General features: G+C 69.0%; 22 protein-coding genes and 1 other RNA gene. All 23 read right to left on the reverse strand.

The window, feature by feature from the left end:
* Positions 1-55: 55 nt before the first annotated feature.
* Positions 56-1,780, reverse strand: a complete 1,725-nt coding sequence (gene ftsZ, locus AC6IW9_RS20420; protein WP_497766686.1) for a cell division protein FtsZ — start codon at positions 1,778-1,780, stop codon at positions 56-58.
* Positions 1,781-1,883: 103 nt separating this feature from the next.
* Positions 1,884-3,203, reverse strand: coding sequence for a cell division protein FtsA (gene ftsA / locus AC6IW9_RS20425; protein WP_497766687.1), 1,320 nt, complete (start codon positions 3,201-3,203; stop codon positions 1,884-1,886).
* Positions 3,200-4,195: a cell division protein FtsQ/DivIB gene (locus AC6IW9_RS20430; RefSeq protein ID WP_497766688.1), complete on the reverse strand. Its 996-nt coding sequence runs from the start codon at positions 4,193-4,195 to the stop codon at positions 3,200-3,202. The genes ftsA and AC6IW9_RS20430 overlap by 4 nt, the downstream gene beginning before the upstream one ends.
* Positions 4,162-5,085 (reverse strand): D-alanine--D-alanine ligase, encoded by a 924-nt coding sequence (locus AC6IW9_RS20435; protein WP_497766689.1) that lies wholly within the window; start codon positions 5,083-5,085, stop codon positions 4,162-4,164. The genes AC6IW9_RS20430 and AC6IW9_RS20435 overlap by 34 nt, the downstream gene beginning before the upstream one ends.
* 138 nt (positions 5,086-5,223) lie before the next feature.
* Positions 5,224-5,454: an AbrB/MazE/SpoVT family DNA-binding domain-containing protein gene (locus AC6IW9_RS20440; RefSeq protein ID WP_497766690.1), complete on the reverse strand. Its 231-nt coding sequence runs from the start codon at positions 5,452-5,454 to the stop codon at positions 5,224-5,226.
* The gene (locus AC6IW9_RS20445; protein ID WP_497766691.1) at positions 5,451-7,031 is read right to left on the reverse strand and encodes a hypothetical protein; all 1,581 of its coding nucleotides are present in this window, start codon (positions 7,029-7,031) and stop codon (positions 5,451-5,453) included. Before AC6IW9_RS20445 ends, AC6IW9_RS20440 begins: the two co-directional genes overlap by 4 nt.
* Complete coding sequence (gene murB / locus AC6IW9_RS20450) at positions 7,028-7,936, reverse strand: UDP-N-acetylmuramate dehydrogenase (RefSeq protein WP_497766692.1); 909 nt, start codon at positions 7,934-7,936, stop codon at positions 7,028-7,030. The genes AC6IW9_RS20445 and murB overlap by 4 nt, the downstream gene beginning before the upstream one ends.
* A gap of 73 nt (positions 7,937-8,009) precedes the next feature.
* A complete protein-coding gene (gene murC / locus AC6IW9_RS20455) occupies positions 8,010-9,413 on the reverse strand; it encodes a UDP-N-acetylmuramate--L-alanine ligase (protein ID WP_497766693.1) in 1,404 nt (467 codons plus the stop codon).
* On the reverse strand, positions 9,410-10,510 hold the full coding sequence (gene murG, locus AC6IW9_RS20460) for an undecaprenyldiphospho-muramoylpentapeptide beta-N-acetylglucosaminyltransferase (protein ID WP_497766694.1): 1,101 nt from the start codon (positions 10,508-10,510) through the stop codon (positions 9,410-9,412). Before murG ends, murC begins: the two co-directional genes overlap by 4 nt.
* Positions 10,507-11,655, reverse strand: a complete 1,149-nt coding sequence (locus AC6IW9_RS20465) for an FtsW/RodA/SpoVE family cell cycle protein (RefSeq protein ID WP_497766695.1) — start codon at positions 11,653-11,655, stop codon at positions 10,507-10,509. The genes murG and AC6IW9_RS20465 overlap by 4 nt, the downstream gene beginning before the upstream one ends.
* Positions 11,655-13,076: a UDP-N-acetylmuramoyl-L-alanine--D-glutamate ligase gene (gene murD / locus AC6IW9_RS20470; protein WP_497766696.1), complete on the reverse strand. Its 1,422-nt coding sequence runs from the start codon at positions 13,074-13,076 to the stop codon at positions 11,655-11,657. The genes AC6IW9_RS20465 and murD overlap by 1 nt, the downstream gene beginning before the upstream one ends.
* 3 nt (positions 13,077-13,079) lie before the next feature.
* Positions 13,080-14,162 (reverse strand): phospho-N-acetylmuramoyl-pentapeptide-transferase, encoded by a 1,083-nt coding sequence (gene mraY, locus AC6IW9_RS20475; protein ID WP_497766697.1) that lies wholly within the window; start codon positions 14,160-14,162, stop codon positions 13,080-13,082.
* A complete protein-coding gene (locus AC6IW9_RS20480) occupies positions 14,156-15,595 on the reverse strand; it encodes a UDP-N-acetylmuramoylalanyl-D-glutamyl-2,6-diaminopimelate--D-alanyl-D-alanine ligase (protein WP_497766698.1) in 1,440 nt (479 codons plus the stop codon). Before AC6IW9_RS20480 ends, mraY begins: the two co-directional genes overlap by 7 nt.
* Complete coding sequence (locus AC6IW9_RS20485) at positions 15,592-17,043, reverse strand: UDP-N-acetylmuramoyl-L-alanyl-D-glutamate--2,6-diaminopimelate ligase (RefSeq protein ID WP_497766699.1); 1,452 nt, start codon at positions 17,041-17,043, stop codon at positions 15,592-15,594. Before AC6IW9_RS20485 ends, AC6IW9_RS20480 begins: the two co-directional genes overlap by 4 nt.
* Positions 17,043-18,800, reverse strand: coding sequence for a peptidoglycan D,D-transpeptidase FtsI family protein (locus AC6IW9_RS20490; RefSeq protein ID WP_497766700.1), 1,758 nt, complete (start codon positions 18,798-18,800; stop codon positions 17,043-17,045). Before AC6IW9_RS20490 ends, AC6IW9_RS20485 begins: the two co-directional genes overlap by 1 nt.
* Positions 18,797-19,186, reverse strand: coding sequence for a cell division protein FtsL (gene ftsL / locus AC6IW9_RS20495; RefSeq protein ID WP_497766702.1), 390 nt, complete (start codon positions 19,184-19,186; stop codon positions 18,797-18,799). Before ftsL ends, AC6IW9_RS20490 begins: the two co-directional genes overlap by 4 nt.
* Complete coding sequence (gene rsmH, locus AC6IW9_RS20500; RefSeq protein ID WP_497766704.1) at positions 19,186-20,217, reverse strand: 16S rRNA (cytosine(1402)-N(4))-methyltransferase RsmH; 1,032 nt, start codon at positions 20,215-20,217, stop codon at positions 19,186-19,188. Before rsmH ends, ftsL begins: the two co-directional genes overlap by 1 nt.
* A 264-nt stretch (positions 20,218-20,481) precedes the next feature.
* An RNA gene (rnpB, locus tag AC6IW9_RS20505) (RNase P RNA component class A) lies at positions 20,482-20,868 on the reverse strand.
* Positions 20,869-21,005: 137 nt separating this feature from the next.
* On the reverse strand, positions 21,006-21,845 hold the full coding sequence (murI, locus tag AC6IW9_RS20510; protein WP_497766706.1) for a glutamate racemase: 840 nt from the start codon (positions 21,843-21,845) through the stop codon (positions 21,006-21,008).
* Between the two features lie 84 nt (positions 21,846-21,929).
* Positions 21,930-22,829 (reverse strand): tRNA pseudouridine(55) synthase TruB, encoded by a 900-nt coding sequence (gene truB / locus AC6IW9_RS20515; protein ID WP_497766708.1) that lies wholly within the window; start codon positions 22,827-22,829, stop codon positions 21,930-21,932.
* 2 nt (positions 22,830-22,831) lie between these two features.
* Positions 22,832-23,146: a hypothetical protein gene (locus AC6IW9_RS20520; protein ID WP_497766711.1), complete on the reverse strand. Its 315-nt coding sequence runs from the start codon at positions 23,144-23,146 to the stop codon at positions 22,832-22,834.
* 158 nt (positions 23,147-23,304) lie between these two features.
* Positions 23,305-23,727, reverse strand: a complete 423-nt coding sequence (gene rbfA, locus AC6IW9_RS20525) for a 30S ribosome-binding factor RbfA (RefSeq protein WP_497766713.1) — start codon at positions 23,725-23,727, stop codon at positions 23,305-23,307.
* A 20-nt stretch (positions 23,728-23,747) separates the two neighbouring features.
* Positions 23,748-23,900, reverse strand: a complete 153-nt coding sequence (locus tag AC6IW9_RS20530) for a hypothetical protein (protein ID WP_497766715.1) — start codon at positions 23,898-23,900, stop codon at positions 23,748-23,750.
* Positions 23,901-23,920: the final 20 nt, after the last annotated feature.

Genomic DNA, 23,920 nt, shown 5'->3' on the forward strand with positions numbered 1-23,920 from the left:
CGGAAAAGGCCCGCCGTGGCGGGCCTTTGGCATGGACGTCCGGCGAGCGGACGGATCAGGAGTTCACCTGCCGGCGCAGGAAGGCCGGGATCTCCAGCTGCTCGTCCTCGAGCGAGCGGACGGGCGCGCGGCGGCCGTGCGGATCGAGCCCGGCGTGGCCGGTCGGCGCCGGCGCCGGAGCGGCGGGGCGCTTGGCGTAGTCCGCATGGGACGGCGCAGGCGGCGCGGCGGGCCGCTGCGGCGGGCGCGGCGCGGCGGCGGGGGCGGCCTGCATCGCGTCCTCCTGCCGGCTCGCGCCGAAGGAGGCGAGACGCTCGAGCAGCGTGCGCCGGCGCGCGTCGGGCGCCGACGCGGCGGACGGCTGCAATTGCTCCGTGCGCGCCTGGCGATATTGCTCCTGGATCGGCCGCGGAAAATCCTCGATCTGCGGCAGGCGCGTGCGCGGCAGCTCGGGCGCCGGAGGAATATACGGCCCCTCGGGCTCGGGCGCATGGGCGCGCGCCGGCTCCAAGACCGGCTCGGGCGCCGCATAGGTCGGCCGGGCGGTCGGGACCGGCTCGATATAGACGCCATGCGACGAGACGGGCGCCGCATGCGCGGTCTCGGCGTAGAAGGCCGGGGCGGGCCGCTCGGGGGCCGGCGCCGGACGCGGCTCGGCATAGGCTTGCGAAGCCGGCTGCGGCGCACTCTCGACGATGGTCGGTTGCGCCGGCGCAGGCTGCGGCCGGTGAGAGGCCGCGGTCTGCGCGCGCAGGCGCTCGGCGGCTTCGGCGAGGCGCGCCTCGGCGGCCGCCGAATCCTCGAACGCCGTGCTTGGCAGGTCGATGCCGGTCGCCACCACCGACACGCGCACCACGCCCTCGAGCGAGGAGTCGAAGGTCGCGCCGAGAATGATGTTGGCGTCTTCGTCCACCTCCTGGCGGATGCGGCTCGCCGCCTCGTCGACTTCATAGAGGGTGAGGTCGTTGCCGCCGGTGATCGAGATGAGCAGACCGCGGGCGCCCTTCATCGACACTTCGTCGAGCAGCGGATTGGCGATCGCCGCCTCCGCCGCGAGGCTCGCGCGGCGCTCGCCGGTCGCCTCGCCCGTGCCCATCATCGCCTTGCCCATGCCGCGCATGATCGAGCGGACGTCGGCGAAGTCGAGATTGATCAGGCCTTCCTTCACCATGAGGTCGGTGACCGAGGCGACGCCCGAATAGAGCACCTGGTCGGCCATCGCGAAAGCGTCGGCGAAGGTGGTCTTCTCCGTGGCGATGCGGAAGAGATTCTGGTTCGGGATGATGATCAGCGTGTCGACCGACTTCTGCAGCTCGGCGATGCCCGATTCGGCGATGCGCAGGCGGCGCGAGCCCTCGAAATGGAAGGGCTTGGTGACGACGCCGACGGTGAGAATGCCCATCTCGCGCGCGATGGAGGCGATGACCGGCGCCGCGCCCGTGCCGGTGCCGCCGCCCATGCCGGCGGTGACGAAGACCATATGCGAGCCGGAGAGGTGATCGCGAATCTCCTCGCGCGCCTCCTCGGCGGCGGCGCGGCCGACCTCCGGCTGGGCGCCGGCTCCGAGGCCTTCGGTCACTTGCAAGCCCATCTGGATGATGCGTTCGGCGCGGGCCGAGGCGAGCGCCTGCGCGTCGGTGTTGGCGACGAGGAAGTCCACGCCGGAGAGGCCCGACATGATCATATTGTTGACGGCGTTGCCCCCGCCGCCGCCGACGCCGCACACCAGAATGCGGGGCTTCAATTCCCGGAGTTCGGGCGCTTTGAGATTGATCGTCATCTTTTCAGGCCTCTCGACTGAATTCCCATGCAACTCGGCGTCGGCTTCCATTCCCCCGGAGCGCCTCGCCGACGCGCGCGTCGCTCTCGTCGTTCGCGAAACTCTAGAAACTCTCTTTCAACCACTGACCGACCCGCGCCATGTAGCCGCCCGCCCCCGCCGCCCGCGCTTCTTGTTCGCGCCTCGGCTCGAAATATTCGCGGCCGGCGAATTGCGGATAGACGAGCAGGCCGACGGCCGCGGCGAAGGCCGGGCTCCTGGCCGATTCCGGAAGTCCGTCGATGCCGGCCGGACGGCCGACGCGCACCTGGCCGCCCAGAATGCGCCGCGCCGCCTCGGGCAGGCCGGTGAGCAGGCAGGCGCCGCCGGTCAGCACGATGCGGCGTCCGGCATGAGCCGGATAGCCTGCGGCGGCGAGACGGTCGCGCAGGAATTCGAGCGTCTCCTCGACGCGCGGGCGGATGATGCGCACGAGATGCGATTTCGGCGCATGGGCCGAATGTTCGCCGCTCTCCCCCACATGATCGAAGGCGACCGTCTCGCGCTCGTCGGACGGCGAGGCGATGGCGGCGCCGTAGAGCGTCTTCAACCGTTCGGCGTCGGCGAGCCGGCAGTCGAGCCCGCGGGCGATGTCCATGGTCACGTGATTGCCCCCGAGCGTCACCGCATCCGTATGCACGAGCGCTCCGCCGGAGAACACGGCGACCGAGGCGCCGCCGGCGCCCATGTCGATGACGATGGCGCCGAGCTCGGCCTCGTCCGCCTCGAGCACCGCGAGGCCGGCGACATAGGGCGCGGCGGCGGCCGCCTCTATGGCGAGATGGGCGCGCTCGACGGCGACGAGCAGATTGCGCATCGCCGCCTGGTCGACGCTCGCCACATGCAATTCGACGCCGAGCTCGGCGCCGACCATTCCGGCCGGCTCGCGAATGCCGCCGGAGCCGTCGAGCGAGAAGCCGGTCGGCAGGGAGTGCAGGACGACGCGTCCGCGCTCGACCACATGGGTCGCGGAGGCCTCGAGAACGCGATGCACGTCGCAGGCCGCCACGGCCGCGCCGTCGATACGCGTCTTGGCCGCGAAATGCTGCGAGGCGAGCCGCCCGCCGGAGGCGGTGACGACGACGCTGTCGACCTGGGTCCGCGCCATGCGCTCGGCGGCGTCCACCGTGCGGCGGATGGCCCCTTCCGCCTCCTCCATATCGACGATCTGTCCGGCCTTCACGCCGCGCGAGCGCTGATGGCCGATGCCCAGCACACGGGCGCGGTGGGTGCGGCCGCGCGCGCTGGGGCCGTCGTCGCCGACCGGCGTGAGCCTGGCGATGAGGCAGGCGATCTTCGAGGTCCCGACGTCGAGCGCCGCGATCGTCGCGCTGCGGCGCGCCGGAAGCTGCTTCATACGGGGCGGGAACAAGCGTGTTTTCATGTCTGGCGACCCTTGCGCCCATTGCGCGCCTGCGCCGCCGCCCGCGCGGCCGCGCCCTCCTCGGAGAGGCGCACTGCGACCAGCCCGGGGGCGCGCAGATCGACGGAGAGGATGTCCTTGTCGAGAATTCGCGCCTCGCGCTGCAGCTTCTGCAGGAGCGCCAGGGCGGCTTCGGGTTCGGCTTCGGGCAGCTTGACCTCGACGCCATTGGTCATGGCGAGCGTCCAGCGCCGGCCGGAGACGAGCATGCCGGCGCGCACGCGCGACTTCAATTCGCCGGCCGCCTCGAGCAACCGCACATATTCCGTGAGCCGCGTCTCGGCGCCGGCGCCGACGACGAAGGGAAGGCCGAGGAAGCGCTCGTCCCGCGCCTCGTCGACGACCATGCCGTCGGCCGCCACCACGGCGAGCTTGCCGTCGCGCTGCCAGAGCGCGAAGGGCTTGCGCTCCTCGAGCGCGATCACCAGCCGGTCGGGATAGAGCTTCAACACCCGCGCGCTGTCGACGAGCGGCAGAGCCAGCAGCCGCGCGCGCACCGCCTCGGCGTCGAGAAAGGGAAGCGTGTCGGTCGGGCCGACGCCCGAGGCGGCGAGCACCTCGTCCTCGCGCAATTCGTCGAGCCCGGAGATGGTGACCGCCTGGATCGAGAAGCCGAGCGCGCGGGCGATCATGTCGCGCGGATGTCCGTAGCGCGCGACGAATTGCGCATAATCGCCGTTCTGGGACGCCGCCGTCAGGCCGACCGCGCCGAACAGGGCGACCATCGAGGCGACGCCGACGCCGGGCAGGGACAAGAAAGCGGCGAGCCGCGACCAGCGGCCGGGCGGAGCGTGAGAGACCGGCGCCGCGGCGGACAGGGCCGCGCGCGGCCGCTGAGGGACGGGTTGCGGAAAGGGAGCCGCGAAGGCGGGGCTCTGGACGGGACGCGCGAGCGGGAGGGCGGCCGAGAACGGCTCCCTCAGCGATCGCAGGACGCGTCTTCCACCATCCATCTCACCAGCCCGCCAAACGAATAGCCGGCATGCGCGGCCATTTCCGGAACGAGTGAGGTCTCGGTCATCCCCGGCTGGGTGTTGACCTCCAGGACGACGAGGTCGCCCGTGCCGCCGGGAGAATCGTCGTAACGAAAGTCCGCGCGGCTGACGCCGCGACAGCCGAGAGCCCGATGAGCCTCGAGCGCCAACTGTTGGACCTCTTGGTAAATATTTTGTTTAAGATTTGCCGGAAGCACGTGTTTGGAGCCGCCTTTGGCGTATTTCGCGTCGAAGCCGTAGAACGCCTCGGAGACTGGGAGAATCTCGATCACATCGAGCGCCCGGTCGCCCATCACGGCGCAAGTGAGCTCGCGGCCGTCCACAAAATTCTCGGCGAGCAGAAAGTCGCCGTGCCGCCAGTCGGGCGTGGCGATTTCCTGCGGGGGATGCGAGCGGCCCTCCTTGACGATGAACACGCCGAAGGACGAGCCCTCGCTGACCGGCTTCAGCACGTAAGGGGGCGGCAGCGCATGGGCCTTGGCCGCCTCCTCCCGGCGCAGCACGCGGCCCTTGGGCACGGGTACGCCCGCCCCGGCCATCACACTCTTGGCGACGTCCTTGCGCATCGCCAGCGAGGAGGCGAGCACGCCGGAATGGGTGTAGGGAATGCGCAGGATCTCCAATATGCCCTGGATGCAGCCGTCCTCCCCGAAGCGGCCGTGCAGCGCGTTGAAGGCGGCGTCCGGCTTCAGCGCGGCGAGGACCTCGGCCACGTCGCGGCCGACGTCGACGCGGGTGACGCGGAAGCCTTCGCTTTCCAGCGCTTCCGCGCAGGCTTTTCCGGAGCGCAGCGAGATCTCGCGCTCCGAGGAGAGCCCGCCCATGAGAACGGCGACGTGAGCTGTCATGACGAGGCCTCGGCGGTTGGGGCGCCTCGGCGCCCGAGGATAGGAATGCGACGCGCGCGTTCCGGCACTCCGGACGGCGCCCTGAACGGCGGGAAGAGGCGAGCCGTCCTCGCGGGTCGGAAGGAGCGTATGGTCGAGTCACAGATCGGAATAAGCGCGTTCGTCATCGTCGCTCGCCCATTCCGTGAAGGTCACGAAGCGGTCGTCCGGCGATGGCGCCCGTTCGATCCGCATTGCTCCCGCCTCGAGGACAAAGCGCAGACGATCGCCCGGGCGTAGGCCGAGGCGCCGACGCACGGCGGCCGGGACGAGAACGCGGTCATCCGCTTCGACTTTCGTATAGACCGTCCGACGCCGTGATGTCGTCATCGCCGCCTCTTCTCACTGGAGTCCGACTCCTCCGCCATTATGGAGTCGTTCCCGCTCGGGGGCGACACGGTTTGTTCCGCTCTCCGCCAGATTTCGACCTCTCCGGCGCGCTCGGCGAGGCGGTAGCCGTCGAGCGCCCCCGTCGTCTCCGGCCGTCCGCGCACAAAGCGGCGGGTCGCCTCGTCCTCCACGACGATAATGTCCGGCCGGCCTTCGCGAAGATCCTGCGCCAGCGCCTCGAGATCGGCACGGAGAAAGGCTTCGAGCCGGGCGCGCCGCTCGGGACCGGCGGAGGGCAGCAGGCGGCCGACCAGGGCCGTGACCCAGAGGGCGTTCTGCCGCCCCACCCATTCGCCGTCCAGCTCGCGAACCAGCGGATGGCCGAAATCGAGCTGGCGCGCGATGGTGGCGACGCGCGGATGCGGCGGGGCGACCGAAGCCGCCGCTCGGAGCAATCCTGGATGCTCCTCCGCGTCGGCGATGAGATCGGCGAGGCCGAAACACGCCGGGGCGGCGACGAGGGCCGGAACGAACAGGAATTTGATCAGCGCCGACGGCGCGCGCGCGGCGCGGATGCGCAACGCCAGCAGCGTCCAGGCGAGGAGGATCAGCGCGAGCGCGGGAAACGCGTGATTGATCCAGCCCTTCCCCTGGACGAGGAAGGCCGCGAAGAAACCGGTCGAGGCGAGCAGAAAGACGAGCGGCGCGCGGTCGAGGACTGCGCCGCGCGCCGCGAAGAGAAAGCCGGCGAAGAGCGCCACATAGGCCGGCGCGAGCGAAAAGACCAAGAGATGGCCGAGATGGTCGCGCGACGGCGCATAGACCTCGAGCGCGAGCGGCAGCGCCCGATCGACATAGGCGGGAAACAGAAGGACGACCGCGACGGCGTAAGCCCCCGCGGCGACGGCCGCCGCGACGAGCTCGTCCCGCCACAGCGCGCGAAGCGAGCGCTCGCGCCAGGCGAGCGCCAGAGCCGGCAGGAGAATGGCGAAAGCGAAATGCGGCTTGAGGGCGATCGCGGCGGCGCCGCCGAGCCCGGCGAGCAGGCGCGTCGTGCGCGCCGGGGCCGGACGCCGGCGCTCCATGGAGAGCGCCGCGAGCAGCGGCAACGTCGCGAGCAGAGCGATGTGCTCGCGCTCGGCGAAGACCAGCGCCGGCGCGAGCAGCAGCAGGAAGATCATCGCATTGACGAGCAGCAGGGAGTCGCGCCGGCTGCGCAGGGCGCCGAGCCGCAGCAGACGATGGGCGAAGCCGATCGAGCCGGCGGCGAAGAAGAAGACCAGAGCGGCGACGGCCGCCTCCGGCGCGACATGCAGCGCGCGGGCGAGCAGCACGGCGGGAACGAGCGAGAGGAAAGATGCGGGCGGATTGGGATCGGTCACGTCGACATAGGCGGTTGCGCCGGCGACGATTTTCTCTGCGAAGGTCAGGAACCAGGAGACGTCGCAATCGATATGGCCGGCGAGCTGCGCGGCGATCGCCGCGACCGCCAGCGCCGCGCCGAGCCAGGGGCTGCCGAGCGCGCGCGCGAGCGCATCCGGCTCGGCGGCCGTCCGGCTCTTCTCGATCGCGCTCATGGGACGCCGATCCGCTTGATCTCCCACTGCAGGAGCACGCCGCTCTGGGCTTCGACGCGCCGCCTCACCTCCTCGCCGAGCGCCTCGATCTCGGCGGCGGTCGCTTTGCCGCGATTGACCAGGAAGTTGCAGTGCATCTCGCTCACCTGCGCGTCGCCGAGCGTGAGGCCGCGGCAGCCCGCGGCGTCGATCAATTGCCAGGCTTTGTGGCCGGGCGGGTTGCGGAAGGTCGAGCCGCCCGTCTTCTCGCGGATCGGCTGCGAGGCTTCGCGCGCCTGCGTGATGCGCTCCATTTCCGCGAGAATGGCGCGAGGATCGCCCTTGCGGCCTTGGAACAGAGCCCGCGTGAAGATCACATCCTCCGGCGCCTCGCTGTGGCGATAGGAGAAGCCCATCTCGGCGTTGGTGAAGACGCGGATCGCTCCGGAGCGGTCGACGCCGCGCGCCTCGATCAGCGCATCCTTGGTCTCGCCGCCATGGGCGCCCGCGTTCATGCGCAGCGCGCCGCCGACGCCTCCCGGAATGCCGCGATAGAAGGCGAGCCCGTCTATGCCGGCCTCGGCCGCCGCGCGCGCGGCCTTCACATCCGGGACGGCGGCGCCGACGCGCAGTCTTTCACCCTCTTCGACTTCGATCTCGCCGAAACCCTTGGCGCCGAGCCGCACGACGACGCCGGGCACGCCGCCGTCGCGGATGATGAGATTGGAGCCGAGGCCGATCGCCGTGACGGGTGTCTCGCGCGGCAGCCGTGAGAGGACATAAGCGAGATCGGCCTCGTCCGCGGGCGAGAAGAGAAGCTGCGCCGGTCCGCCGACGCGGAACCAGGTGAGCGGCGCGAGCGGCTCGTTCGCGGAGAGTCGTCCGCGCAGATCGGGGAGGAGAGCGGAGAGTTCGGATAAATTCATCCCCAACTCCGTGCGCGAATCCTTCTCCCGCGAGCGGGAGAAGGGACGCGCGTTCTGGAAGAGCGCGCGGGCGTCATCGGGAGAGCTCCGCGAGCTGGCCAGGCAGCGCATGGGCCCATTTCGTAATGTCCCCCGCGCCCAGGAACACCACATAATCGCCCGGCGCAGCCGTTTGGGCGACGATCTGCGGCAGGTCATCGGGAGAGTCGAGCGCCAGCGCGCGCACGCCCTGCGCCGTCGCGGCGCGCGCGAGCGCTTCGCCGTCGACGCCCTCGATCTTCGTCTCGCCGGCGGGATAGACATCGGCGATCAGCGCCACATCGGCGTCGCCGAAACAGGCCGCGAATTGACCGAACAAGGATTGCAGCCGCGTGTAGCGATGCGGCTGCATGATCGCGATCACCTTGCCCTTGGTCGAGGCGCGCGCGGCGCGCAGCACGGCGGCGATCTCCACCGGATGATGTCCGTAATCGTCGAAGACCGACACGCCGTTCCACTCGCCGGTCTTGGTGAAGCGCCGCTTCACGCCCGAAAAGCTCGCGAGCCCGGCGCGGATTTTTTCCGCCGAGACGCCGAGCCGATGCGCGACGGCGATCGCCGCCGTGGCGTTCAGCGCATTGTGACGGCCGGCTGCGGGCAGCACGAGATCGTCGATGCGCGTCTCTTCACCCATGTCGCGGTCGCGGATCACCACCGAGAAGCGCCCGACGCCGCCCTCGAGATCGAGATCGACGAGCCGCGCCTCGGCGCGCTCGTCCTCGCCATAGGCGATGACGCGACGGTCCTCGACCTCGCCGATGATCTCGCACGCCGTCGGATGATCGATGCAGACCGCCGCGAAGCCGTAGAAGGGCAGATTCTCGATGAAAGCGCGAAAGCTCTGCTTCACGGCGTCGAACGTGCCGAAATGATCGAGATGCTCGGGATCGACATTGGTGACGATCACGACCTCGGCCGGCAGCTTCAAGAATGTGCCGTCGCTCTCGTCGGCTTCGACGACCATCCAGTCTCCGGCGCCGGGACGCGCATTGGCGCCATAGGCGTTGATGATTCCGCCGTTCACCACGGTCGGATCCAATCCGCCGGCGTCGAGCAGCGCCGCGACGAGCGAGGTCGTCGTGGTCTTGCCATGCGTGCCGGCGACGGCGACGCAGCGCTTGTCGCGCATCAGCTCCGCCAGCATTTCCGCGCGCTTCACGACGGGCAAGCGGCGCCTGCGCGCCTCCATGAGCTCGGGATTGTCGCGCTTGATCGCGCTCGACACGACGACGACGGCGGCCTCGCCCAGCCATTTCGCGTCATGGCCGACATGCACGCGCGCGCCCTTGGCGGCGAGACGCTGCAGATTGGCGCCATCGGCGGCGTCGGCTCCCTGCACCTCATAGCCGCGCGCCAGAAGTATCTCGGCGACGCCGGACATGCCGATGCCGCCGAGGCCGATGAAATGAATGGGGCCGAGCCGGGCCGGCAATCTCATTTTGCGCTCCTTCGCTCGGGCAGGGCGAGCACGAGATCGGCGAGGCGCTCGGCCGCATCCGCGACGCCGACCTCCCTCGCCGCTCGCGCGTGCTCCTCCAGCAGCTCGGGCCGCGCGGCGAGATCGGCGATGCGCGCGGCGAGCCATTGCGGCGTGAAGTCAGACTGGCGCACGACCTCCGCCGCGCCTGTGCGCGCGAGCACGGCGGCGTTGGCCGCCTGATCCTGATCGAGCGCATGCGGCAGCGGCACGAGAATGGACGGCCGGCCGATGACGGAAAGCTCGGTCACGGTCGATGCGCCGGCGCGCGCGATGACGAGATGCGCCACAGCGATGCGCTCGGGAAGATCGGCGAAGAAGGGCGCGATCTGCGCGACGATTCCCGCGCGCGCATATACGGAGGCGACGCGCGCGAGATCCTCCTCGCGCGTCTGCTGCGTCGGCTCGATGCGCTCGCGCAGCTCTTTCGGCAGGGATTCGAGCGCGGGCGGAACGATATCCGCCATGATGCGCGCGCCCTGCGAGCCGCCGGTGACGAGCAGGCGCAGCTTGCCGTCGGCGAAATCGGGATAGGGCCGCTTCGCGGCCTCGAGCGCAGCGGGACGCAGCGGATTGCCGGTGACCGTGATCTTGCCGGCGAGCGCCCCCGGCGCGCCGGCAAGCGGGAAGCCCGCCGCAATCGCGTCGACGCGTTCGGCGAGAAAAGCATTGGCGCGGCCCATCACCGCATTGGCTTCGTGCAGCACGGTCGGAATGCGCAGCAGCGTCGCGGCGAAGAGCGGCGGCACGCTCGGATAGCCGCCGAAGCCGACGACGGCGCGCGGGCGCATGCGCCGCAGATGGCGCAGCGCCTGCAAGCTTCCGAAGCCGAGCAGAGCGATCGCCTTCGCCTTGTCGAAGACGGAGCCGTCGCGCGGGGTCGCCGCGGAAATGGTGTGCATGGCGCGGGCCGGAAATTCGCCGCCATAGCGCAGCGCGCGCTCGTCGGTGACGAGCTCGACCTCTATGCCGCGCGCGCGCAGCGCATGGGCCAGCGCCTCGGCCGGAAACAAATGGCCGCCGGTGCCGCCGGCGGCGAGGAGAACCGGGCCGCTCACGCCGCAGCTCCCACCGGCGCGAGGCCCGCCGCCGCTTCTATGTTCGGGCGCTTGCGCGTGACGGCGAGAAGGAAGCCCATGCCGAGCGCGAGCGAAATGAGCGAGGAGCCGCCATAGGACACGAAGGGCAGCGTCATGCCCTTGGCGGGCATCAATTGCAGATTGACCGCCATATTGATGCAGCTCTGCAGGCCGAACAGCATCACGAGTCCGGCCGTCGCGAAGCCGCAGAAGGCGTCCTCGTTGCGCGCGGCGGACAATAGGCCGCGCACGACGATGAAGGCGAACACGGCGGCGAGCGCCATGCAGACGATGACTCCGAACTCCTCGCCGACGACGGCGAAGATGAAATCCGTATGCGCGTCGGGAAGGATGCGCTTCATCGTGCCTTCGCCCGGGCCTTTGCCGAACCAGGAGCCGCCGATGAAGCTGTCGAGCGCGGTGTCGGCCTGGAACGTGTCGGCCACGCCCTGGCCCGTCGCCTGCGGCTCGAGAAAGCGTGTGATGCGCGCATGGACATGCGGCAGGAATTTATAGGCCGCGACCGCGCCCATCAGCCCGGCGCCGCCGACGCCGACGACCCAGAACCAATGAATGCCGGCCATGAACAAGAGGCCGGCCCAGACGAGCGAGATCAGCATGGTCTGGCCGATATCGGGCTGCAGCACCAGCGGCGCGATGGTGACGGGCAGAAGGGCGATGGCGAGCAGGCTGCCGGGAACATCCTTGCGCTTCGCTCCTTCGGAGAAGGCCCAGGCCACGACGACGACGAATGCCGGCTTCAGAAATTCCGAGGGCTGCACGCCGAAGATCCAGCGGCGCGCGCCTTTGACCTCCTGGCCGAAGAACAAGGTCGCGACGACGAGGCCGAGCGAGACGAGCCACAGCGCGAGCGCCGCGCGCCGCACATGACGCGGAGAGAGAAAGGAGACGCCGATCATCACGACGAGCGCGGGCGCGAGATACATCACCTGCCGATTGACGAAATGGAAGGTGGAGAGATGCAGCCGCTCGGCGACCGCCGGACTCCCGGCCATGGCGAAGACGAGGCCGCCGACGATCAGCAGAGCGATGCTCGCCAGCAGCCAATGATCGATCGTCCAAGCCCAGTCGGAAAAGGTCGTACGTTCCGCGCGCGAGATCATCAGTTTTCTCCGGCGTCTCGAGATTGTGCATGCAAATCGTGCGCGAGGCGCCGGAAGGCGTCGCCGCGCGCTTCGAAATTGGCGAATTGGTCGTAAGAAGCGCAGGCCGGCGACAGCAGCACGACGGGCTCGCGCGCGTCGCTCAGCGCCGCATCCTCGGCCGCGCGCGCGACCGCGCGGTCGAGCGTTCCGCATTGATCGAAGGCGACGGCGCCTCGAAGCGTGCGCGCGAAATCCTGCGCCGCCGCGCCGATCAGATAGGCCTTGCGAATGCGCGGAAACAGCGGGCGCAGCGGCTCTATGCCGCCCTCCTTAGCCTTGCCGCCGGCGATCCAGAAGATGTCGTCGAAGGAGAGCAGCGCCTTCTCCGCGGCGTCGGCGTTGGTCGCCTTCGAATCATTGATGAACAGCACGCGGCCGCGCCGGCCGACCTCCTCCATCCGATGCGGCAGGCCCGGATAGTCCGAAAGCCCCGCCGCGATCTCCTCGCAGGTGAGGCCGCAATGCCAGGCCGCCGCGGCGGCGAAGGCCGCGTTCTGCGCATTATGCGCGCCGCGCAGCGCCTTTGCGAGCAAGAGATCGCCGAGCGTCTCCGCCTCCTCCGGCCCACGGCCCGATTCGTGATAGATCACCTTGCCGTTCTCGACATAAAAGCCCCAGTCGAGCGTGCGCGCCGCCGAGACGGGAATGACGCGCTGGCCCTCGCAATGCGCCTGCGTCAATCTCGCGCCGATCGCATGGGAATAGACGTCGTCGACGCCGACGAGCGCGATGTCCGCGCTTTCGACGAGACGCTCCTTCACCGCCGCGTAAGTCTCCATCGCGCCGTGGCGGTCGAGGTGATCGGGCGTGAGATTGATCAGAATGCCGATCGTCGGCGCGAGCGAGGGCGTCAGATCGATCTGGAAGGAGGAGCATTCGATCACGTGAATGCGCTCTTCGGACGGCGGCTCGAGATCGAGGATCGGCGTGCCGATATTGCCGCCGAGCTGCACATCCTTGCCGGCGCGGCGCAGAATATGGGCGATGAGCGCCGTCGTCGTCGATTTGCCATTGGTGCCGGTGATGGCGATGAAAGTCGCGCCGGGCGCATGCCGCTCGCGCTCGCGACAGAACAGCTCGATGTCGCCGATGATCTCGATCCGCGCAGCATGCGCGCGCTCGACGGTCCAATGGGGCTTCGGATGCGTGAGCGGCACGCCGGGCGAGAGGATCAGCGCGTCGAAGCACGACCAGTCGGCGCTCTCGAGATCGAGGAGCTCCACGCCCTGCTCCGCCGCCTCGGCGCGGCCGGCTTCGCCGTCGTCCCAGGCGGCGACCTTCGCGCCGCCCGCGAGAAGCGCGCGCGCCGTCGAGAGGCCGGAGCCGCCGAGACCGAACAGAGCGACGCTGCGATCCGCGAATGTCGTGACCGGCGTCATGGCTCACCTCAGTTTCAGCGTCGAGAGCCCGATGAGGGCCAGCACGAAGGAGATGATCCAGAAGCGGATGACGATCTGCGGCTCGGTCCAGCCCATCTGCTCGAAGTGGTGGTGGATCGGCGCCATGCGGAACACGCGCTTGCCGGTGAGCTTGAAGGAGGCGACCTGCACGATGACGGACGCGCCCTCGAGCACGAACAGGCCGCCGATGATGACGAGCACGAACTCCTGCTTGATGGCCACCGCGATGGCGCCGAGCAGGCCGCCGAGCGCGAGCGAGCCCGTGTCGCCCATGAAGATCTGCGCCGGCGGCGCGTTGAACCACAGAAAACCGAGACCTGCGCCGATCACCGCGGCGCAGACGATGGTGAGCTCGCCGGTGCCGGCGATGTGATTGATGCCGAGATAATCGGAGAAGATCGAATTGCCGGCGAGATAGGCGATGATCGCAAAGGCCGCCGCCGCGATCATCGACGGCACGATGGCGAGTCCGTCGAGCCCGTCGGTGAGATTGACGCAATTGCCGGCCGCGACGACGACGAAAGCGCCGAAGACGAGAAAGAACCAACCGAGCGAGAGCACGAAGCCCTTCACCATGGGCAGCGCGAGCTTCGACATGTTCTCGCCGCCGATGCGCGTCAGCGCATAGCAGGCGAGCGCCGCAACGAGAAATTCCAGCGCGAGCCGCGCCCGTCCGGAGAAGCCCTTGTGCGACTGCTTCGTCACCTTCAGATAATCGTCGTAGAAGCCGATCGCGCCGAAGCAGGCGGTGACCAGGATCACGATCCAGACATAAGGATTCTTGAGATTGGCCCACAGCAGAGTGGCGACGAGCAGGCCCGAGAGGATCATCAGGCCGCCCATGGTCGGCGTGCCTTTCTTGGTGAGGAGATGGCTCGCCGGACCGTCCTCGCGGATCGGCTGGCCCTTGCCCTGCTTGATACGCAACGCCGCGATGATGCCGGGACCGAAAAAGAAGACGAAGGCGAGCGCCGTCGCCGCCGCGCCGGCGGCGCGGAAGGTGATGTAGCGAAACAGATTGAGCGGACTGAACAGATTGGAGAAGTCCGCGAGCAGCGTCAGCATACGTTGGTCCTCACCTCCGCCGCGCCGTCGGGCGCGGGAGCGAATTTCGCTCTTATCGCTTCGACGATCCGCGACATGCGCGAGCCGTTCGAGCCTTTGACCATCACGACGTCGCCGGCGCCGATCGAATCGAGCACGGCCTCCTCCAGCTCGCGCGCCGCGCCGCGATGCGCGCCGCGCATCCGCTCCGGCGCGGCGTAGAAGAGCCTCGCCATCAGCGGGCCGGCGGTGAAGAGAAGATCCACGCCCGCCGCCTCGAGATCCTGCGCCAGCTCGGCGTGCAATTCGCCGGCGCTCGGCCCGAGCTCCAGCATGTCGCCGAGCACGGCGATGCGCCGGCCGATCGGCCCTTCGGCGCCGAGCAGCTCGAGCGCGGCGCGCATGGAGGTGGGATTGGCGTTGTAGCTCTCGTCGATCAAGGTGAGCGGAACCGCGCCGGCCGGCAAGAGTTCGCGCCGCCCGCGTCCCTCGGGCGGCGCGAATTCGGCGAGCGCGGCGGACGCCTGCACGAGGTCGAGATCGAACACATGGACGATGGTCAGCACGGCGAGCGAATTGAGCGCGAAATGCCGTCCCGGCGCCCCGAGGCGATAGCGCAGCCGTCGCCCGAAGATTTTGGCCTCGACGAGATTGTCGCGCGGCTCGTAGGAGAGGAGCCGCGCCTGCGCGTCTTCCGCGACGCCGAACCCGAACACATGGGCGGCCCGAGAGGCGGCGGCGGCCTCGAGCATCCGCTCGAATGTTTCATCGTCGCGATTGAGAATGGCGACGCCGCCTTCGACGAGGCCGGAAAAGATTTCCGCCTTGGCGTCGGCGATGGCGTCGAGCGAGGCGAAATGCTCGAGATGCACCGGCGCGACGCGCGTCACCAGCGCCACATGCGGCTCGACGAGAGGAACGAGCGAGGCGATCTCGCCGGCGTGATTCATGCCGATCTCGAACACGCCGAAACGCGTCGCGGCGGGCATGCGCGACAGCGACAGAGGCACGCCCCATTGATTGTTGTAGGACGCGGCCGAAGCGTGAGTCGCGCCGAAGCGCGACAGCGCCGCCGCGGCCATCTCCTTCGTCGACGTCTTGCCGACGGAGCCGGTGACGCCGACGACATAGGCGTTCGCGCGTTCGCGCGCGCGCGCGCCGAGACGCTCCAGCGATTCCTGCACGTCCCTGACGACATAGAGCGGCGCGAGGCCGGCGAGCGCGGGAGCATGCGCCTCGTCGACGACGGCGCCGGCGGCGCCGCGCTCGAAGGCCGCGGATACGAACTCGTGTCCGTCGCGCGCTTCCCCCTTGATCGCGAAGAAGAGATCGCCCGGCGCGAGGCTGCGCGTGTCGATCGAGACGCCGGAAGCGTCGCGCGGCAGGCCGCCGCTGACGCGCGCGCGCAGCGCTCCGATCAATCCCAGTCCCGACCAAAGCGGTTCTGCTTTCATCCGGCCTCGCCTCCCAACGCCGCCTCGACGACGGCCCGATCCGAAAAGGGGAGGACCCGATCGCCGATGATCTGGCCCGATTCATGACCCTTGCCGGCGATGATCAGCGCGTCGCCTTCGCGCAGCCAGGAGATCGCCGTCTCGATCGCTTCGTGGCGATCGCCGATCTCGTGGATCTCCGCCTTCGCCACGGCGCGCGCGGCGTTCAGAATGGCGGCGCGGATCGATGCGGGCTCCTCGCCGCGCGGATTGTCGTCGGTGACCACGACGACATCGGCGGCGCGCGCGGCGATCTCGCCCATCAGCGGGCGCTTGCCCTTGTCGCGGTCGCCCCCGGCGCCGAACACGACGACGATCCGTCCCCTCGCCAACTCCCGCACCGTCGCCAGCACCTTGTCGAGCGCGTCGGGCTTGTGGGCGTAGTCGACGAACACAGGCGCGCCGCCGCGAGCGCCGATCAATTCGAGCCGTCCCGGCGCGCCGCGCAAATGTTCGAGCGCGGCGAACACTCGAGCCGGCGCCTCGCCCGCGGCGATCGCCATTCCGGCGGCGACGAGCGCGTTCGAGACTTGAAATCCGCCCGCGAGCGGCAAAGCGACGTCATGAGCTTCGCCCGCATGGCGCAATCGCATCCGCGTGCGCAGCGCATTCGGCTCGGCGGAAAGCAGCGTGATCGCACGGCCCTTCTCGCCGACGTCGAACAGAGCGAGGCCGCGCTTCGCGCAAATCCCGGCGACGCGGCCCGCGACTGCGCTGTCGGCGTCGACGATCGCCGTTTGGCCGGGCTGCAGCAGCGTGTCGAACAGGCGCATCTTCGCCGCGAAATACTCCTCGAGGTCGCGGTGATGATCGAGATGGTCGCGCGAGAAATTGGTGAAGGCGCCGACCGAGATCCGCACGCCGTCGAGGCGGCGCTGATCGATGCCGAGCGAGGACGCCTCCATGGCGAGGCGCGTCACGCCGCGCGCGGCGAGATCGTCCAGCGTCTCATGCAGCGCGACCGGGCCGGGCGTCGTCAGCGCGCCATATTGCGCGCCGCTCTTGTCGACGACGCCGATCGTGCCGAGCGACGCGGCCTCACGTCCGAGCGCGAGCCAGATCTGGCGCAGGAAATCGACGACCGAGCTCTTGCCGCTGGTGCCGGTGACGGCGGCGACGATCTCCGGCTGGCGCGGAAGGAATGCCGCCGCCGCATGGGCGAGCGCGGCGCGCACATCGGGAACGACGACGAGCGGCAGTCCGACTTCCGCCGCGCGCGGCGCCACGACGACGACCGCCCCCCGCGCGTGCGCGTCCGCGGCGTAGGCGAGGCCGTCGCCGGCAAAGCCCGGCACGGCGAAGAAGGCGTAATCCTTCCCGACCTCGCGGCTGTCGGCCGCGAGGCCGGCGATCGCGAGATCGCCGAGCCCGGCAGCCGCCGCTTCGCCGAGAAGCTGCGAGAGCTTCATCAATGTCCTCCCCCGCCGGAGGCGGGCGTGTTCGCACGGGCGTAGCCGAGCTTGGCCAGCAGCGGGAAGGGCTGCGGCGGCGCCTCGAAGCGCGGCGGCAAGCCGAGAATCGGGCCGGCGCGCTCGATGATCTGCGCCGTCACCACGCCGGCGTTATAGGCGGCGGTGGCGTAGCCATGAGTCTCCGGCAGGCCCTGCGGCTCGTCCATGATGGTGAGGAACAGATATTTCGGCTTGTCCGACGGCGCCACGGCCATGAAAGTGGTGAAGAGTCGGTTCTTCGAATAGTGCTTGCCGACGACCTTTTCGGCCGTGCCGGTCTTGCCGCCGACGAAATAGCCGGCGACGTCGACCTTCTTGGCCGTTCCGATCTCGGCGTTGAGCCGCATCAGATAGCGCATTGCCTCGCTCGTCTCCGCCTTCACCACCTGCGGCGCGTCCTTCTTGGCTTCGGCTTCGCTGCGCTTCAAGAAAGTCGGCGTGACGAGATAGCCGCCGTTCATCAAGGCGCCCACCGCCATCATCGCCTGCAGCGGCGCGACGGCGAGACCGTGGCCGAAGGCGATGGTCATGGTGTTGAGCTCGCCCCAGTTCTTCGGAACGATCGGCTCGGCGCTCTCGGGCAGCTCCGTGCGCATGCGGCCGAGCTGGCCCATCTTGCGCAGAAAGGCCTTGTGCCGCTCGACGCCCTGGCCGAGCGCCATGCGCGCCGTGCCGATGTTCGACGAATAGGTGAACACTTCCGGCACGGTGAGCGCGCGGTTCTGCGCGTGGTAATCGTGGATGCGGAACCGGCCGAAGCTCAACGCGCTGCGCGCGTCGAGCCGCGAGTTGAGGTTGACCTTGCCGGAGTCGAGCGCCATCGCGATGGTCAGCGCCTTGAACGTCGAGCCCATCTCATAGACGCCGACATTCATGCGGTTGATATAGGTCTGATCGCGCATGTCCGGCGGCTTGTTCGGATCATAGTCGGGAAGCGAGGCGAGCGCGACCACCTCGCCCGTGTTCACATCCAGGATCGCCGCGGCGCCGGCCTTGGCCTTGAAATGAGCGACGCCGCGCTCGAGCTCGTCGCGCAGCGCATGAGTCGCCCTGATGTCGACCGAGAGCGAGATCGGCCGCAGATCCTCGGGCGTGAGGCTGAAGCCCGCGCCATGCAGATCGGCGAGACCCTGGCCGTCGATATATTTCTCGATACCGGCGATGCCGGCGTTGTCGATGTTCACATAGCCGAGCACATGGGCGGCGATCGGCCCGGCGGGATAGACGCGCTTGTTCTCCGGCAGCAGGCCGACACCCGGCAGGCCGAGATGGAACACCTCGTCGCGCTGATGCGGCGTCACCTCGCGCTTCACCCAGACGAAGCCCTTGCGCGACCCTAAGCGCTCGCGCAGCTCGCGCGCGTCGACATTGGGCAGCACGGCGGTCAGGAGCTCGGTCGCCTCGTCCTTGTCGATGATGCGGCGCGGCTCGGCGAACACCGACATGGTCTTCACATCGGTGGCGAGAATCTCGCCGTTGCGGTCGAGCACGTCGGGACGCGCAGCCGCGACCGCGTCGGCGGCGGCGCGGCGCACGGTCGGCGGCTCGGGCTTGAAGCCGAGATAGACGAGACGCGCGCCGATGCCGAGATAGAGGCAGAGGAAGCCGCCCGCGACGAGCCGCATGCGCGCGCCGCTCTTGTCGAGCGAGGTGGAGAACAGCGCGGACAAGACATGCGCGCGCGGCTTCGGCGCGGCCGGTTGCGGCGTCGTCATCGCGCTTTTCCTTTCGGGGTGGTGGGCGCCGGCTCGCTGGCGGCGGGAGTGGTCGCCGCGCCGCCGAGGCCCAGCGCGTCGAGCTTGCGGCCGATCGAATCGACCCGCTCCGGCTTCTCGGGAAGGGATTGCGCCGTGACGATCTTTCCGACGCCGAGCGGCTCGAGGTCGAGATATTGGTCGGCGAGCTGCTGCACGCGCTCGGGGCGCGTCAGGAAGGACCATTCGGCGCGCAGCACGGCGATCGCGTCCTGCTCGGCCTTCACCTCGTGCTTCATCTTGGTGATCCGCTCGGCGCGCAGGATCGTCTGATATTTGATCGAATAGGCGTAGACCGCCGAGCCGATCAGCGCGAAAATCGCGACGACATTGAGAAAGCGCAGCATCAGCGTCTCCTCGGAAGGCGGTCGGGCAGACGTGCGAGGCGCGCGAGCGCGTCGTCGACCGGCCGCGGCGCCGCGTCCGTCCGCGTCGCGGCGCGCAGCCGGGCCGAGCGTGAGCGCGGATTTGCGGCGATCTCCCGTTCGGACGGCGCCAGAGGTTTGAAATCTTCGACGACAAAGGTCGGCGGCGGCGGCGGCGGCTCGCCCGGCAGGCGGCGCGAGCGCGTCTCGCCGCGCCCCGAGCGCTCGGCGAGGAACTGCTTCACGATGCGATCCTCGAGCGAGTGAAAGGAGACGACGACGAGCTTCCCGCCCGGCTTCAGGACGCGCTCCGCGCCGGCGAGCGCGGCGACGAGTTCGCCGAGTTCGTCGTTGACGGCGATGCGCAGCGCCTGAAAGCTCTTCGTCGCCGGATGGATGTCGCCCGGGCGGCCGGGCGCGGCGCGCTCGATCAGCGAAGCGAGGGCGAGAGTGGTCGCGATCGGCCTTTCGTTGCGGGCATGGACGATGGCGCGAGCGATGCGCCGCGCCGCGCGCTCCTCGCCATAATGATAGAAGATGTCGGCGAGCGTCTCCTCGTCCGCCTCGGCGACGATGTCGGCGGCGCTGCGGCCGCGGCCCTCCATGCGCATGTCGAGCGGGCCGTCGTTGCGGAGAGAGAAGCCGCGCTCCGCCTCGTCGAACTGCATGGACGAGACGCCGATGTCGGCGACAATTCCGTCGAGCGGGGCGAGCCGCGAGCGCTCGGCGACCTTCGCCAGCTCCGAGAAGCGCGCTTCGACGAGGGTGAGCCGTCCGCCCGCGGCCTCGACCAGGGGCAGACCGTCGCGGATGGCGCGCGGATCGCGGTCGAGCGCCAGCACGCACGTATTCTCGCGAGCGAGAAGGGCGCGCGTATAGCCGCCGGCTCCGAAAGTGGCGTCGAGATAGACGCCGCCGTCGTGCGGCGCGAGCGCCGCCATCGCCTCCTCGAGCAGCACGGGAACATGCCGCGCGGGCTCCGCCGGGCGCATCGGCGCTCCGGTCGCCGTCATGACGCGGTCCCGCGCCATGCGCCGGCGCACGAAGGTCGGTCCCGCCGAGCATCCGGAAGCTTCATCGGTGTGAACACGAACGGAGAGCATGGAGAACCGAGAGGCGTCGACATCGGCGCGGCGAGCGAAAATGCGGCGAGGCGCCGATGCGTCATTAAGACGTCCTCAGGGTTAAGGGAGCGTTGACGGGGTGGGCGGTCGGCAGTGGGCGGTCGGCAAGAGACGGCATGGATTCATTGCCGGCCGACCGCCCACTGCCCCGAAAGAGCCAGCCGGCCTGTAAGCCGGGTTCTGTATGGCGCGGTCTCCCGCGCGCGATGGCCATTCCTCTGGGACGGCGGTTGCCTGCCGCCTCTAGCGACCAACCCGGGCGACGGCCCGGAGACGGGCCGGGGAAACATCGCTGCTTCCGAAATCGCCCCTATTCGGTCTTGCTCCCGGCGGGGCTTGCCATGCCTCGGACGTCGCCGCCCGAGCGGTGCGCTCTTACCGCACCCTTTCACCCTTGCCGCGCGCCTTTACGGAACGCGGCGGTTTGCTTTCTGTGGCGCTTTCCCTGGGGTCGCCCCCGCCGGACCTTATCCGGCGCCGTGTCTCCGTGGAGCCCGGACTTTCCTCTGCTCGAAGAGCAGCGGCCATCCAGCCGGCTGGCTTTGCCAGCGATAGGCGTCGCGACCCGGAAGGTCAAGAAGAATGCCGGCTGCGCGCGCCCACCGGGCGATTTCCCGCCGTTTTTGGGGCGACGGGCGCGGCTCGCGGCGCGCCTCCTGCTCTGGTCCCGAGGCGGATCAGAGCGGCGCATCAAATCCGAGGCGAGCCAGCGCGGCGGCCAGAGGCGGAGCCGGGCGGGCGCCGCTGGTGAAGATCGCCCGGCGCGGTTCGAGCGTCGCCGCGCGCTCGGCGCCGAAGCGCTCGCCGAGCAGGCGGTCCGCTCGGCGGGCGATGGCCGGAGCCGGGTCGATCCATTCCACCGGCCAGGGCGCGAGTGGGGGGAAGAAATCGACGAGCAGCGGATAGTGGGTGCACGCCAGCACGATCACATCCGTGCGCGCGCCATCCGTGTGCGCGACGAAACAGGGCGCGATCTCGGCGGCGATCTCCGCCTCTGAAATCTCGGCGCCCCGCAAAAAATCCTCCGCGATCGGGGCGAGGCGCGTCGAGCCGACCAGGGTCACCTCGCAGCCCCCGGCGAAGCTCGCGATGAGCGCGCGCGTATAATCGCGCGCGACCGTGCCCGGCGTCGCCAGCACGGATATGAGGCGTGAGCGCGAGCGCTCCGCGGCGGGCTTCACCGCGGGCACCGTGCCGACGAAAGGGACTTGCGGCCAGCGCGCACGCAGATGCGGCAGAGCGAGAGTGGAGGCCGTATTGCAGGCGATGACGACGAGATCGGGCGAATGGTCGGCGACGAGCCGCTCCATGACGAGCATGACGCGAGCGACCAGCGCCTCCTCCGATAAGGACCCGTATGGAAAGCCCGCATCGTCGGCGCAATAGAGAAAGGTCGCTCGCGGGCGCAGCTTCGCGACCTCGGCGAAGACGGTGAGGCCGCCGAGGCCGGAGTCGAAGACCAGGATCTTTGGGGCAGTGAGCGACATGTGGGCCAGGGGCGAGGCGGCGATGGACATCGGCAAAGCGTAGTTGCGCAGAACCGCCTACCGCCCCCGCCGACTGCTCGTCGATAGAACCCCTTTCGTCGGCGAAGATCAACGTCAGAACGGCAGATTGAACACGCGCGAGGGCTCGAGCGCGCCCTCCACCACTTGGCCGAAAGCGACCGGCACGCCGCCGCAGGCCGCATAGACGATTCCATCGTGCGGCGCGTCGCGACCGCGCAGGATCACCGAGCCGCCGCGGCGCAACCGCGCCGCCGTGTCGCGATCGACGATGACGCAGGGCAGCTCGGTGAGGCCCGCCTCGACAGAGAGCAGCGCATTGCCCGCTTCGCCGCCCTCGATCTCGTCGAGCGTGTAGGAATCTTCCTCATGGAAGGGGCCGACGCGCGTGCGGCGCAGCGCGCTCACATGGCCGAAGCAGCCGAGCAGCCGGCCGAGGTCGCGGGCGATCGAGCGCACATAGGCGCCTTTGCCGCATTCCATGACGAGGCGCGCCTCGTCGGCGGTCGCGTCGAGGAGAGAGAGCCGATGAATGGCGACGGGACGCGCCTTCAGCTCCACGGTTTCGCCGTCGCGGGCGAGATCATAAGCGCGCTCGCCAGCGATCTTGATCGCCGAAAATTGCGGCGGCGTCTGCAATATGTCGCCTGTGAAGCGCGGCAGCAGCGCCTCGATCTCGGCGATGGTCGGACGCGTCTCGCTCTCGCGCGCCGGCTTGCCGTCGGCGTCGTCGGTGTCGGTCTCGATCCCCCAGCGCACGGTGAAGGAATAGGCCTTCTCGCCGTCCTGCACGAAGGGCACGGTCTTGGTCGCCTCGCCGAAGGCGACCGGCAATATGCCGGAGGCGAGCGGGTCGAGCGTGCCGGCGTGGCCGGCCTTCTTGCCGTTATAGATGCGCTTCAAACGCGAGACGGCGTGCGTCGAGGTCATGCCGACGGGCTTGTCGAGCACCACCCAGCCGTCGACGACGGCGCGGGTCGATCTTGATTTGTTCACGATCAGCTCTTTTTCGAAGGGATGTGTACGAAGAGCGCAGCGGTCTTTGCGACGCAGTGCGGCGGAAGCTTCTGGCGCCGATTCTTGCCATCGACTTCCCACTGATTTTGCCGCATCAGGTTTGCAACGAGATAGCCGGCCGTCATGGTGCTCTCGTAGGTCTCCCTGTAATCCTTCCCGAGTTCTTCCTGCAGCATCGGATCGATCTCCGCCATTGGCGCAATGCCGTTCCTCGCCGCCTCGAGGGCCGCGGCCTTCGCCTTCGACGAGAAAATGATGGCTTGCATCTTCTTGCCGAACGGAGATTCGAGCGTCATGCCGCGCTTCGATCGGGGAACGCCGATCATCTCGATGAGCGACAGAGCTTCGTCGGCCTCGGGAGCGCCGCTCAGCTCCTGACAGCGGGCGTGGAGCGAAAGAAGCCGATCCTCGCTCAGTGCGCGCAACTCGGCTTCCGTCCACCGCTTCAGCTTCGTCATTCTTGGTCGCCCTCCCTTTCGAGAGGATGCTCCAGGTCGCGGCGCACGCGATCGGAATTCAAGAGTGCGTCGATGCGCGCCACATTGTCGAAACTGTCGTCGATGCGAAAGCGCACCTCGGGCGCGAATTTGAGATTGACGTTATGCGCGATCTCGCCGCGCAGGAATTTCTTGTGGCGATCGAGGGCGCGCAGCACCTCGCTCTCGTCCTTGCCGCCGAGCGGCATGACATAGACGGTGGCGAGCTTCAAATCGGGGCTCATCGTCACGCGCGAGACGGTGACGACATGCGTCTCCAGCACGGGATCGACGATCTCGCCGCGCGCGAGCATCTGGGCGAGGGAATGGCGGACGAGCTCGGCGACGCGCAACATGCGCTGCGACGGCTCCGCCCCATGGGCGTGATGGGCTCTGGACATTTCAAGTCTCTGTTCGAAGCTCAGCGCTTTCTCGTGCGGGACTCTTCGTCGTCCGCGGTCTGGCCGGGCGTGAGAGCGATCGATTGAGAGAACAGCTCCGCCGCTGCGCGAGACGTTCTCCTGTCGATCTGCTCGTCCAGGCTGTTCTGGACGAATCCCAGCAGAACTTTCAATTGGCCTGCTCGTCTCCGTC

This window comes from Methylosinus sp. shoA (genome assembly GCF_059718125.1).